The sequence below is a fragment of the Ochrobactrum sp. P6BSIII genome, assembly GCF_014138065.1.
Lineage (GTDB): Bacteria > Pseudomonadota > Alphaproteobacteria > Rhizobiales > Rhizobiaceae > Brucella.
Genome location: NZ_JACGXB010000003.1, coordinates 61288 through 73664, shown reverse-complemented (window position 1 = coordinate 73664; position 12377 = coordinate 61288). Strand labels below are relative to the sequence as shown.

Genomic DNA, 12377 nt, shown 5'->3' with positions numbered 1-12377 from the left:
GTTCTACCGCGTTGACAAGATGTGCAGCGGTACGTCGATCGTGGGGGATGAATGAGTAGCATTCAGCACTTCATCGGGGTCCATGTCCGACAGCAGTGCTGCAAGCGCCAGACGCAGATAGAGGGGGGCGTCGGGTCGTTCGATTGATTTGAGTGCGATGCGCGATATGCCGAGCGCGTAAGCCAGTTCCTGTTCGGACGTATTCAGAGATGCACAAATCTTCGCAAGTTTATCATATGCGCGTCTGCCCATTATCGTGTTCCCTCACCTGAAATGAATATGGCGACGCCGTCAGCCGCCATTAAAATTACCACTTTACATTCAGTCCGATATTGCCTTCCCAGATACGGGTTCGCTCTCCTCCAAGATTGGTTGTGTAATCGGCCGTCGCAAAAAGACTGGCCTTTTCCGTTACATCGATCGTTACCCCGCCGCCCACTTCCAGCGAGGTGCCCTTCAAATTCGTGGTGATAGGATCGGTGCCAAAGATGACGACCTGATCCGATGAAAAATTCTGCCAGAGATTGGCCTTCAGATAGGGGCGCAGCTTGCCGAACGACGTGTCTTGCGTGCCCTGCAAGCGCATGCCGATGCGACCGGTCCAGGCGTTGTCGGAATCAAACGTCACGCTGGAATAGCTGTCTGCCTGATCATCGAGCGACAGATGCTGCCAGATCAGTTGCGCCTGTGGCTCCAGCGTCCAGTTTCCGCCCAGCGCTACCGGATAGCCGCCTTCCAGCGAGGCCGTCACGCCATGACCGCCGACATCAATGCTTTGCTGCGCGTTGGAACTGGCGCTGCCGTCGAACCATGTCCCCATCAACACGGCATCAAGATACCAGCCTTGCGGGCTAATATGGGTCCAGTAGCCGCCGAAGCTGGCGCCCGAAACGTCCAGATCGCCAACTGCAAGATCGTTCCAACCAAGCGCCTGACCGGTAATGTCGCCCGTGGCGCGCGCATAACCGAAGAAGACGCCGAAGCGGTCGAAATGGCCGCTGGCCGATTCATAACCGAACAGATCCTGGCCGACCTGAAGGCCGAGAAGGCTGCCATCGACGGCAGGCCCAACCGTTCCCTTCCACTTCATGTCCACGTCCTGACCGAACACCCGCATCCAGCTTGACGGCAAATAGCCGCCACTTTTGAGCAGGTCCTGTTCGCCCCGGCGCTCATGAAATGTGCCGAGCGTGGTCAACGCGAGATGATGCGCAACCGGTGGCAGCGCGGAATAGACCGGCACCTCTTCGCGATAAAGCGTGACGACATCGCCTTCAACAGGCGTCGCGTCAGCCGAAGGCGGCGCAACACCCGGAGCCGGGAGCGGCACCGGAGTTGGCACGACAGGTGCGGTCGGCGTAATTCCCTGTACGATTGTCGAGCGCAGATACCAGTTTTCAGTCGTGTCGGCGGAGACACCGCCCTTGAACAGGTAATATTGGTAGGCGCCCGCCGCGAGAGGCTCGTTCAGCGCAAAAGCGCCGGCAGTCGTGGTCGCACCGTTGAGCGCCTGCACCACCATGATGCCGTCGGCAGCGGTTCTGGCGCCAGCGCCACCGACATTGTTCACCTCGATTGTGGTGTTGCCGGAAGCGGCACCGCTATCAATCACCAGTCTGTCCGATGGCGAACCATCGCCCGCCAATACCGTATCGATGAGCAACAGTCCGTTCTGTCCGGTATAGTTGCCTGTGATCGTCAAACTGTCGGTCGTGCTGGAGCCGCCATTTGTCAAGTCGATGCGGCCCGCATTGACCACATTGGCCAGTTGTCCCGCTGTGAAAGGCACGATGCTTGACTGTGCAGAGCCGCCCAGAATGGTGCTCGTCGCGTCGATATTGAGCGTGCCCGTGCCAGTTCCGGCGTCACCCAGCGTAAACGCCGTATCGAAAGTCAGGCTGGTATTGTTGGTGAGATTGACGGTTTCCCAACTGTCGAAGCGGCTGACCGCACCTGCCACAACATTGTCGAATGTCAGACTGTCGATCCCCACACCGCCGGTGATCCGCGATGTTGCGCCTATATTGGCATCGGTCAGATTGGCGAGTACTGCAACGTCGTCGTCCCCGCCGAGATCAACAAAGCCATTCACGACGCCGCCACCGTTCCAGGTGAACTGATCGTTGCCGACGCTCATGAGAACGTTGCCGCCGATCGTGCCGCCTGTGATTGTCACGCTGTCCGCGCCACCGCTGACGCTGATATTGCCGCCAATGCTGCCGTTGGAAATGATGATCGTATCAGTGTCAAAGCCCGTCACCAGATTACGGTCGATGATACCGCCCGACATATTGAAGTAGTTCTTGTCGAGCTTCATATCGACGCGACCGATCTGACCGCCGGTCATGACGGCATAATCGCCATCTTCGAAGGCACCGACAATCCGTCCGCCCGACATGAAAAACGTATCGCGAGCGTCACCCTGATTGAGCGAGCCGATCTGGCCGCCGGTCATCTGGAAATCATCGACGCCCGCGCCCTGCTGGACATTGCCCGTCACCGTGCCGCCGGAAATGACGAACGCATCTGCGCCGCTTCCCTGATCGACATTGCCGACAATCGACCCCGAATGCACCTCGATGCGATCTGTCCCCGCTCCGAAGGTCACATTGCCATTGACCGTGCCGCTGCCGCCTTCAGGCAGCAGGAGCGTGTTGTTACCGCTCGTATCAGTCAGACCTGCTGCGGACGTGCCGCTATCACAGATGAAAACATCGTCACCAGCTGTCGGTGAAAACACACACGCAGCCTGAGCATTACCAGATTGCAGAAGCACAGCGCCGACTGTGAAAAGCGCCGTCGTGGAAAGCAATAGGGCGGCCGTCAATCCGCGAACACCTAAATGCATCGAAACCCCTCAGTTCATTGCATAAAAGCCCCGGGCATTAAGAAGCCAATTTATTATTGGGGCAATACTTAAATTTTGAGTAGATCAAGCCAGATGTTTATAACAGATACACAAATATTAGATGATTATATTTAACGATCTGAAACTTATTGATTTCTTTCAATAAATAACGGTGCTATCAGAAATTTACCATAAGCAATCAATACAGATTGTTGCGGAAAAAATTCCCTCGGGGGCCAATATCAGCCCTCCAGTTCTGCTCAGCCGTGGTGACAGAACCAGATTCGAATCCAATACACACTGTTAGCGATGCAATATTTCGGCAGTCATTGCGCCGGTTGCATTACGGTTGGAGCCCCTCATTATAGAAGGCTTCATCGCTGAATTGAGGAGGAGGCATATGGAACAATCAATGGGTGGCTGCCTGTGCGGCAATGTCCGGTTTGTGACCACGGGGCGTCCCTATCGGGTGGGCCTCTGCCACTGTCTCGACTGCCGCAAGCATCACGGGGCGCTCTTTCACGCCTCGGCTATATTTCCTGAGAATGCAGTCACGGTTAGCGGCGAAACGCGCGACTATGCCGGACGGCATTTCTGCCCGCGCTGCGGTTCCACAGTCTTTGGCCGTTCTGGCGATGAGATCGAGGTCAATCTGGGCTCACTGGACGCCCCCGATCAATTCGTGCCGACCTACGAGCTTTGGACGATCCGCCGCGAGAGCTGGTTGCCGCCCTTTCCGCTCAAGAAGCGCTATGAACGCGACCGTGAAAATAAGAGCCGCTCGGAGGAATAGAGCCAGGATGCGGCAAAGCTGCGCTGGATAAGCGGAGGGCGAGCGCCTATATCCGGGCTGGAACAACCCCGAAAGCCTTGCCATGACCCTTCTCATCAACCAGCCGCACCCATCGATAGACCCCGCTTCCATTCAGGAACTGGTGGCCACATTCTATGGCCGGGCGCGGGAGGATGAGCTGCTCGGGCCGATTTTTGCGGAGGCCGTGCATGACTGGGATCATCATATTGCGCAGATTGCGCAATTCTGGTCGTCGGTCATTCTCAAGACCGGCGGATATGACGGGCGGCCTATGCCGCCGCATCTCAAACTCAATTTGAAGAATGAGCATTTTGACCGCTGGCTTGCGCTATTCGAGCAAACCGCACGCGATATCTATCCTGCGGAAGCGGCGATCATTTTCATCGACCGCGCAAGGCGCATTGCCGACAGTTTCGAAATGGCCATTGCAACGCAAGCGGGGCGTATCGCCGCCCCGCGTCATGCTCGCCGCGCGCTATAGTGTCTGAATCAAAAAGCGACAGGCCATAGCGAAAATGGTGATTTCGAGAACCGGAGCTTGAGCCGTACTTAAAGGTACGCGAGCACCGGAAGCGCAGAAATTGCCATTTGCAGACCGGCATGGCGGCTTTTGGATCAGACACTCAGGCGGCAGGCTTCGACTTATCTGCTTCCAGCTGCTTTTCGTGACGCAACAGCATGCCGAACAGATCGCGCGGCTCATCCGGATCGGCCAGCAGGTCGAGCTGCTCGTAAAGGCCCGTATCCTTCAGCTTGTCGCGCACATAACGCAGCGCCGAGAAATCTTCCGTGGCAAAGCCAACGGAATCGAACAGCGTGATCTGGCGCGCGTCCTTGCGGCCTTCCGCCTTGCCAGCGATGACTTCCCACAGCTCGTTGACCGGATAGTCTTCCGGCAGCTGCTGGATTTCACCTTCAATCCGGGTCTGCGGCGGATATTCGACGAAAATGTCGGAACGGCGCAGAATGTCCCCGTGCAATTCGGTCTTGCCCGGGCAATCGCCACCAACGGCATTGATATGCACGCCCGCGCCAACCGTATTGTCGGTCAGGATGGTGGCATTGGCCTTATCAGCCGTTACGGTCGTGATGATGTCGGCACCCTCGACCACTTCCTCAACCGACTTGCAGGCGACGATGTCAAAGCCTGCATGGGCAAGGTTGCGCATGCATTTTGCGGTCGCTTCCGGGTCGAGATCGTATAGGCGGAGCTTGTTCACGCCGAGCAGCGCCTTGAACGCCATGGCCTGGAATTCGCTCTGCGCGCCATTGCCGATAATCGCCATGGTGCGGGCATTCTTCGGCGCAAGATATTTGGCGGCAACCGCAGAAGTGGCAGCCGTGCGCAGCGCCGTCAGGATCGTCATTTCGGTCAGGAGCATCGGATAGCCGCTGCCGACATCAGCCAGAACGCCAAAAGCCGTGACGGTTTGAAGACCTTCACGCGTATTCTTCGGGTGGCCGTTGACATATTTGAAGCCATAGAGCGTACCGTCGCTCGTCGGCATCAGCTCGATCACGCCTTCGCGGGAGTGGGACGCAACACGCGGGGTCTTGTCGAAATTTTCCCAGCGACGGAAATCCTCTTCCACGTAATCTGCGAGTTCCTTCAGGAAAGTCTCGACGCCGATGGAAAGCACCAGCTTCATCATGTTGTCGACACTGACGAAGGGGACGATGTTGAGGTTCGGCTGGGTCATTCAAATTCTCCTTAAACACGCTCCGAAAGACTGACACGACCTTCGGAACGCATTGCGTATTGATACAATGATCGGAGCGTCATTCTGTTGCGTCGGGCCGCATAACGGCCCAAGCAGGCAGGTGACACGCCTTAGTAGCTGATCGTCGGACGATCCATGACGCTGCGGCCCAGAAGGCTCGCCATCAGGTCGACCATGACGGTGGCAGTGCGGCCGCGTTCATCAAGGAACGGGTTCAGCTCGACCAGATCGAGGCTCGTAACCAGGGCGCTGTCATGCAGCATTTCCATGATGAGATGCGCCTCGCGGAAGGTCGCGCCACCCGGAACCGTGGTGCCGACAGCTGGTGCAACCGACGGGTCAAGGAAATCGACATCGAGGCTGACATGCAGAAGGCCGTCTTCCGCTTTCACGCGGTCGAGGAAACGGCGCAACAGGGCGGCCACGCCGTGCTCGTCAATCATGCGCATGTCGAAAACCGAAACCTTGGTTTTCTGGATGGCCAGACGTTCAGCCGGATCGACGCTGCGGATACCGAGCATGCAGACATTGTGCGGATCGATAGCGGCTTCCAGCTTTGGGAAATAGCCTTCGAAGCCCTTCTGCCCGGTATAATAGGCAACCGGCGTGCCATGCAGATTGCCGCTGGTTGTGGTTTCCAGCGTGTGGAAATCCGTATGCGCATCGAGCCAGAGCACGAACTGCTTGCGGCCCTTTGCGACAGCGCGGCGCGCAATGCCCGGAACCGTTCCGGCAGCCAGAAGATGGTCGCCGCCGAGGAAAATCGGGAAGCCCTCTTCGCTCTCGCGGAAAGCCGCGTCGCTGATCGCCTCAATCCATGCAACTGCGCTTGGCAGCGCCTTGATCGCGTGGTTTGGATGTTCCTGCGGGGCCTTTGCAGCCTGTGCGGGGCTGGGAACCAGATTGCCGAGATCCGTAAAACCGTGACCAAGCTCGCGGATGGCATCCGCAATACCGGCGGCACGGTAGGAATCGGGACCCATATTGCAGCCTGCGCGGCCAGTGCCTTCCTGAACGGGTAGTCCCAAAATCTTGCAATGCATTAAACAAGGTTCCTTCTGATTATTGCTCCAAGATTCATCATTTTTATTTGGCGATGTGAACCAACCGGATTGGCAATTTTATCGGTTTGGTTTATCAGAATGTCGGATTGGCTTTTCAAATTGGAGAAACTATGGACGATCTGGATGAAAAGCTTATTACGCTTTTGCGCCATAATGGCCGCCGCAGCATATCCGACATTGCGATAGACCTTGGCGTTTCCCGCGCAACGATACGTGCGCGCATGGAGCGACTGGAACGTTCAGGCGATATTCTGGGCTATACGGTCATTCTGCGCTCGGACGCTGTCGACCTGCCGGTGCGCGGCATCATGATGATCGAAATCGAGGGCCATGTCGCCGACCGTGTGGTCAAGGCGCTTGGCGGTTTCTCGGAAATTTCCGCCGTCCACACCACCAATGGTCGTTTCGATCTGGTGGTTGAGCTGGGCGCGGCCACCCTCACCGACTTCGACGCCGTGCTGCGTCGTATCCGCCTTGTGCCCGGCATCAAGGCCAGCGAAACCAATCTTCTGCTGGCCACGCCGCGTTCGACCCGCGCCAGGCTCTGACTATTCAAGTATCGCAAAGAAAAAGCCCGGTCGCGCGACCGGGCTTTTTTGTTTTCAATATCAGGCGAGCGCCGGATAATCCGTATAGCCCTTGGCGCCACCGCCATACATATGCTGCTGGTCCAGCTCGTTGAGCGGCGCATTTTCCTTCAGACGGCGCACGAGGTCCGGATTGGAAATGAACGGCTTGCCGAATGCCACCAGATCGGCGCGACCGCTTGCAATTTCTTCCTCGGCCAGCTCGCGATCATAGCCATTATTGACCATCCAGGCGGCATCGCCGCCAGCGTCGCGATAGACCTGCTTCAGGTGAGCATAGTCGAAAGGCTGCGGGCCCTGCTGGAAGTCACGCGGACCGCCGGTTGCGCCTTCGATAATATGAACATAGGCGAGACCATAAGCGGCAAGCTTGTCGATGACATAATCGAACAATGGCTGCGGATCGGAATCCGATGCGTCATTGGCGGGCGTGACCGGCGAAAGACGGATACCGACCTTGCCTGCATCGACCGTCTTGGTGATCGCATCAACCACTTCGAACAGGAAGCGCGCGCGGTTTTCAATCGAGCCGCCATATTCGTCTGTGCGCTGATTGCTGCCCGAACGCAGGAACTGGTCGATCAGATAGCCGTTGGCCGCATGGATTTCGACACCGTCGAAGCCGGCAACGTCAATCGCATCCTTGGCAGCCTTGGCATAGGTGGCGACGATTTCTGCAATCTCGCTCTTTTCCAGCGCGCGCGGCTCGGAGGTCGGTGCGAATTCGCCCGTGCCATCAGGATGAACCAGATAGGTCTTCGACTTGGCAATGATCGCCGAAGGTGCGACCGGCTTGCCGCCATTCGGCTGCAAGGTGTTGTGGGAAATACGGCCCACATGCCACATCTGCACAACGATCTTGCCACCGGCGGTGTGAACGGCATCGGTCACCCGCTTCCAGCCAGCGAGCTGCTCGGCCGAATAAAGACCCGGAACATCGGCATAGCCCTGTCCCTGATGACTGATCGGCGTTGCCTCGGTGATGATGAGGCCAGCACTGGCGCGCTGCTCGTAATAGGTGACATTGAGATCATTCGGCACGGCACGCGGCGAGCGATTGCGCGTCAGCGGCGCCATCACAACGCGGTTGGCAAGCTTCAGATCACCGACGGTGACAGGATCGAACAAGGTGGCCATAGTGCATTTCCTTCAAGTTGGAAAAGTTGGGCAAATTGGAAAGGTTGGTCAAACGGGAAGAACTGGTCAAAGACCGGATAGCGACGCGATGAAGGCGGCAACTGCCTCTTCGTCGCGTTTGTAGAACGTCCATTGGCCGACACGATGGGGCGTTATCAGCCCCGCTTTTGTCAGTACGGACAAATGGGCTGAAACGGTGGATTGAGACAGACCACACCGTTCGAACTGGCCCGCGCACACGCCCATCTCCAAAGACATGTGCTGAGCGGAGAAATGTTTCCCCGGCTCTTTGAGCCAGCTCAAAATTTCGAGACGCACCGGATTGCTAAGTGCCTTGAATATCTCATCCAAGGGTATCGCCGAGACTGTGGATTGAACGTCCGACATTGCAATCACCTCGCTGATCTAATGCATATCGTCATTTCACGATATAGATATCGCTGAAACCCGATTTAAAAAGGGGCGAGGTGTTCACATCGGCGTGAACGGCCAAACTGCCGCCTTTCCTGTGGAACATCGATACCGCCTTGATTGCGCCGAACGGACATCCGACTATGTTCGCTGCAAATATTTGAGATTGGAATGAAGATGGCGGACGACAGCAAGCGCATTGCCGGAATTATCGCGGCGGAAATCAACGCAAAGCCAGAGCAGGCACTCGCCGCTATCGGTCTGCTGGACGAAGGCTCGACCGTGCCCTTCGTCGCGCGCTACCGCAAGGAAGTCACCGGCGGGCTCGACGATACGCAACTGCGTCAGCTCTCCGAACGCCTTGCCTATCTGCGTGAGCTTGAAGCCCGCCGCACATCCATTCTGGAATCGATCCGTAGTCAGGAAAAGCTGACGCCCGAACTGGAATTGAAGATCGCCAATGTCCAGACCAAAGCCGAGCTGGAAGATCTCTATCTGCCCTATAAGCCGAAGCGCCGCACCCGTGCGGAAATCGCCCGCGAGCGCGGCCTTGGGCCTCTGGCCGAGGCGATCCTCACCGACCGTCGCCTTGTGCCTGCCGAGATAGCCGCGTCCTATGTCACCGGCGAAGTCGCCGATGTAAAAGCAGCACTCGATGGCGCGCGCGACATCATTGCCGAAGGTTTTGCGGAAAATGCCGAGCTGATTGGTAATCTGCGCAACTATCTGAAGGACCGTGCCGTGCTGCGTTCACGCGTTGTCGACGGCAAGCAGGAGGCGGGCGCGAAGTTTTCGGATTATTTCGATCATTTCGAACGCTGGGCCACCGTCGCCGGTCACCGCGCGCTCGCCATGCTGCGTGGACGCAACGAGGATTTTCTGTCGCTCGACATCGAAATCGATGCCGACGACACCTCACCTGTGAAACCCGTCGAGCGCAAGATCGCTGCCGCCTATGCGATTGGCGGCACGCTGCCGGGCGACCGCTGGCTGATGGAAGTGGCAGGCTGGGCCTGGCGCGTGAAGTTGTCGCTCTCGCTTTCGCTCGACCTGATGCGCGAGCTGCGCGAGCGCGCCGAAGAAGAGGCGATCAATGTTTTCGCCCGCAATCTGAAAGACCTGTTGCTGGCCGCACCTGCCGGTTCGCGCGCCACGATGGGTCTCGACCCGGGCATCCGCACCGGCGTCAAGGTGGCAGTGGTCGACGGCACGGGAAAACTGCTCGACACCACCACGGTCTACCCCTTCCCGCCCAAAAACGATGTGCGCGGCACACAGGCTGAACTGGCCAGCCTCGTTCGCAAGCACAGAATAGAACTCATCGCGATTGGCAACGGCACCGGCAGCCGCGAGACGGAGCGTCTCGTCGTGGACATGCTGTCGGACATGCCAGCGCCAAAACCGCTGAAGGTCATCGTTTCAGAAGCGGGTGCATCGGTCTATTCGGCATCGGAAGCTGCCGCATCCGAATTCCCGCAGCTGGACGTTTCGCTGCGCGGTGCGGTTTCCATTGCACGCCGCCTGCAGGACCCGCTGGCCGAACTCGTTAAGATCGAGCCTAAATCCATCGGCGTCGGCCAGTACCAGCATGACGTCGATCAGATACGCCTTGCCCGCGCCCTCGATGCCGTTGTGGAAGACGCGGTGAATGCGGTTGGTGTCGATCTCAATACGGCATCCGCCTCCTTGCTTGCCCGCGTGTCGGGGCTTGGCACATCCATCGCCGAGGCCATTGTGGCCCACCGGGATGCCGAAGGCGCCTTCAAGAACCGCAAAGAACTGCTCAAAGTCGCACGTCTTGGCAACCGCACTTTCGAGCAATGCGCGGGTTTCCTGCGCATTCCGAACGGCAGCGAACCGCTCGACGCTTCATCGGTTCACCCGGAAGCCTATGGCGTGGCGAAGAAGATCGTTGCCGCATGCGGTCGCGATGTGCGTGCGCTGATGGGCGACAGCGTGGCGCTGAAAAGCCTCGACCCGCGGGTTTTCGTGGATGAACGGTTCGGCCTGCCAACCGTGCGCGACATCATTGCCGAACTGGACAAGCCGGGCCGCGATCCGCGACCGGAATTCAAGACCGCAACCTTTGCCGACGGCATTGACGACATCAAGGACCTGAAACCCGGCATGATGCTGGAAGGCACCGTGACCAACGTGGCCGCCTTCGGTGCTTTTGTAGATATCGGCGTGCATCAGGACGGCCTCGTCCATGTCTCGCAGCTCGCAGACCGTTTCGTCAAAGACCCGCATGAAGTGGTGAAAGCGGGCGATGTGGTGAAGGTGCGTGTGACGGAAGTGGACGTGCCGCGCAAGCGCATCGGCCTTTCTATGCGCAAAGATGGTGGCGACGCCACCGGGCGCAAAGATGGCGGCGATGCCCCGGCTCCGCGTGGTCCCAGCACCCGTGACCAACGCCCGGCCAAGAACTTTACGCCGCAGCGCAAGCAGGAACAGCCCGCAACGGGCGGGTTCGGCGCGGCACTGCTGGAAGCGATGAAGAAAAAATAACAACCAGACGGCCTTCACCAGCCACGTGAAGGCCGTTTCACACTTTTCGTGATGCGCTTATCTATTTGTTTCTACGCATTATCCTACGCAAAACCGCTACGCACTTTTGCTGGAAATGCTCTAGTTTTGTACCTGCGGCACCGGGCGTTTTGCCTGCCCGGCCAACCGTCGGCCAACGGCGATCATCGGCTTTTCGACAAAACGATAGGTCAGGCTGGAAACGGCAAAGGCGGCCACCACGCAGAGCACCATCGTTATCAGGTCACTCCACAAGCCGGTCGGCGGCAGGAACAGAAAGATCGTCCAGAACACCGGCACGTGAAAGAGATAGATTGAATAGCTGATCTCGCCCGTCGCTGCCAAAATTTCGGATTTCGGTCGCATGGTCCAGAGTGACAGCAGAAAAACCGCATAGGCCGCGATATAGGCGGCAATGACCGGAAACTTGCCAACGATGAAGAATGTGTCGTTCCGGGCCAGCGAGAAATCACCAATCGAACCGATAATGCTCATCTGCACGATGGCCAGCACAAGCGCAGTCCAGACCGCATGCGGCGCTTTTTCGATAACGGCGAGACGCAAGAGCAGGCCGCAAAACAGAAACGACAAATGCAGCCCGATATAGATCACCGGCAAGTTGATGCCGAACGAGCGCAGCATGAACGGCACGCCGGTGGAAGCCGCCAGCAATAACCCGGCAGCGAAGATCATCAATGGCTGGCGCAAGATGCCCGCCATGAAAGCCAGCGCGATCAGGATATAGAAGGCAAGCTCGATAAAGAGCGTCCAATAAACGCCCGACAGCCAGGGCTGGCCGAACATATTTGCCGCCATGGTCACATTGGCGGCCAGCGTTTTCAGTTCCGGACTGTCGCCCGTGAACGTCAAATAAGCCCACATGCAAGCCAGTGACAGCCAGAAAGCCGGATAGAGGCGGAAGAAGCGCCCTATGGCAAAACGCCGGATCGGATGCTCGCCCTTATTGCCGCTTCGGATACTGAATGGCACCACAAAACCGCTGATCAGAAAGAACAGAACCACGCCGAAACGGCCAAAGTCGAAGCTTGTGACCAAGGACATCAATATGCCGAATAACGGCGTGTCCTTATAGGTCGCGTGATGCAGTATATCGGCGAAGAAGTGATGAAACACAACTGATGTTGCGGCTATCGCACGCAAGCCATCAATATTGGAAAAACGGGCTGCCGCCATCTCCCCTCCAGCAAAAATATTAGCCTGAGCTTATATGGCAACCTCGCTTCTCACAAGAAGACTTACATGTTTTGA

At 57.6% G+C, this 12377-nt stretch carries 11 protein-coding genes; 4 read left to right on the top strand and 7 right to left on the bottom strand.

The features are described from left to right. Nucleotides 1-3 precede the first annotated feature (3 nt). Both FHW00_RS04680 and FHW00_RS04675 read right to left on the bottom strand, forming a co-directional pair. Nucleotides 4-252 (bottom strand): hypothetical protein, encoded by a 249-nt coding sequence (locus tag FHW00_RS04680; RefSeq protein WP_078338808.1) that lies wholly within the window; start codon nucleotides 250-252, stop codon nucleotides 4-6. A gap of 55 nt (nucleotides 253-307) precedes the next feature. Further along, complete coding sequence (locus tag FHW00_RS04675) at nucleotides 308-2848, bottom strand: autotransporter family protein (protein WP_078338809.1); 2541 nt, start codon at nucleotides 2846-2848, stop codon at nucleotides 308-310. Nucleotides 2849-3248: 400 nt separating this feature from the next. On the opposite strand from FHW00_RS04675, the gene FHW00_RS04670 reads away from it, so the two are divergent. Next, nucleotides 3249-3641, top strand: coding sequence for a GFA family protein (locus FHW00_RS04670; RefSeq protein ID WP_078338810.1), 393 nt, complete (start codon nucleotides 3249-3251; stop codon nucleotides 3639-3641). An 82-nt stretch (nucleotides 3642-3723) separates the two neighbouring features. After that, nucleotides 3724-4143 carry a group III truncated hemoglobin gene (locus FHW00_RS04665; RefSeq protein ID WP_078338811.1) on the top strand — a complete coding sequence of 140 codons (420 nt, stop codon included), beginning with the start codon at nucleotides 3724-3726 and terminating at the stop codon, nucleotides 4141-4143. 142 nt (nucleotides 4144-4285) lie between these two features. Here the strand turns inward: FHW00_RS04665 and FHW00_RS04660 are convergent, their stop codons facing one another. Both FHW00_RS04660 and rocF read right to left on the bottom strand, forming a co-directional pair. Further along, nucleotides 4286-5362: an ornithine cyclodeaminase gene (locus tag FHW00_RS04660; RefSeq protein ID WP_078338812.1), complete on the bottom strand. Its 1077-nt coding sequence runs from the start codon at nucleotides 5360-5362 to the stop codon at nucleotides 4286-4288. A 131-nt stretch (nucleotides 5363-5493) separates the two neighbouring features. Beyond that, on the bottom strand, nucleotides 5494-6426 hold the full coding sequence (gene rocF, locus FHW00_RS04655; protein ID WP_078338813.1) for an arginase: 933 nt from the start codon (nucleotides 6424-6426) through the stop codon (nucleotides 5494-5496). A 131-nt stretch (nucleotides 6427-6557) separates the two neighbouring features. Between rocF and FHW00_RS04650 the strand changes: the two genes are divergently transcribed. Continuing rightward, nucleotides 6558-6995: an Lrp/AsnC family transcriptional regulator gene (locus FHW00_RS04650; protein ID WP_078338814.1), complete on the top strand. Its 438-nt coding sequence runs from the start codon at nucleotides 6558-6560 to the stop codon at nucleotides 6993-6995. Between the two features lie 60 nt (nucleotides 6996-7055). Here FHW00_RS04650 and FHW00_RS04645 read toward each other — a convergent pair whose 3' ends face one another. After that, on the bottom strand, nucleotides 7056-8171 hold the full coding sequence (locus FHW00_RS04645; RefSeq protein ID WP_078338815.1) for an alkene reductase: 1116 nt from the start codon (nucleotides 8169-8171) through the stop codon (nucleotides 7056-7058). 66 nt (nucleotides 8172-8237) lie between these two features. After that, nucleotides 8238-8558 carry an ArsR/SmtB family transcription factor gene (locus FHW00_RS04640; protein WP_078338816.1) on the bottom strand — a complete coding sequence of 107 codons (321 nt, stop codon included), beginning with the start codon at nucleotides 8556-8558 and terminating at the stop codon, nucleotides 8238-8240. A 201-nt stretch (nucleotides 8559-8759) separates the two neighbouring features. Between FHW00_RS04640 and FHW00_RS04635 the strand changes: the two genes are divergently transcribed. Further along, complete coding sequence (locus FHW00_RS04635) at nucleotides 8760-11090, top strand: Tex family protein (RefSeq protein WP_078338876.1); 2331 nt, start codon at nucleotides 8760-8762, stop codon at nucleotides 11088-11090. Between the two features lie 120 nt (nucleotides 11091-11210). Here the strand turns inward: FHW00_RS04635 and FHW00_RS04630 are convergent, their stop codons facing one another. Beyond that, the gene (locus FHW00_RS04630) at nucleotides 11211-12302 is read right to left on the bottom strand and encodes an acyltransferase family protein (protein WP_078338817.1); all 1092 of its coding nucleotides are present in this window, start codon (nucleotides 12300-12302) and stop codon (nucleotides 11211-11213) included. Nucleotides 12303-12377 lie beyond the last annotated feature (75 nt).

Coding starts and splice junctions, on each gene's coding strand:
- FHW00_RS04680 (WP_078338808.1), bottom strand. CDS start 252: ATGGGCAGACGCGCATATGATAAACTTGCGAAGATTTGTGCATCTCTG.
- FHW00_RS04675 (WP_078338809.1), bottom strand. CDS start 2,848: ATGCATTTAGGTGTTCGCGGATTGACGGCCGCCCTATTGCTTTCCACG.
- FHW00_RS04670 (WP_078338810.1), top strand. CDS start 3,249: ATGGAACAATCAATGGGTGGCTGCCTGTGCGGCAATGTCCGGTTTGTG.
- FHW00_RS04665 (WP_078338811.1), top strand. CDS start 3,724: ATGACCCTTCTCATCAACCAGCCGCACCCATCGATAGACCCCGCTTCC.
- FHW00_RS04660 (WP_078338812.1), bottom strand. CDS start 5,362: ATGACCCAGCCGAACCTCAACATCGTCCCCTTCGTCAGTGTCGACAAC.
- rocF (WP_078338813.1), bottom strand. CDS start 6,426: ATGCATTGCAAGATTTTGGGACTACCCGTTCAGGAAGGCACTGGCCGC.
- FHW00_RS04650 (WP_078338814.1), top strand. CDS start 6,558: ATGGACGATCTGGATGAAAAGCTTATTACGCTTTTGCGCCATAATGGC.
- FHW00_RS04645 (WP_078338815.1), bottom strand. CDS start 8,171: ATGGCCACCTTGTTCGATCCTGTCACCGTCGGTGATCTGAAGCTTGCC.
- FHW00_RS04640 (WP_078338816.1), bottom strand. CDS start 8,558: ATGTCGGACGTTCAATCCACAGTCTCGGCGATACCCTTGGATGAGATA.
- FHW00_RS04635 (WP_078338876.1), top strand. CDS start 8,760: ATGGCGGACGACAGCAAGCGCATTGCCGGAATTATCGCGGCGGAAATC.
- FHW00_RS04630 (WP_078338817.1), bottom strand. CDS start 12,302: ATGGCGGCAGCCCGTTTTTCCAATATTGATGGCTTGCGTGCGATAGCC.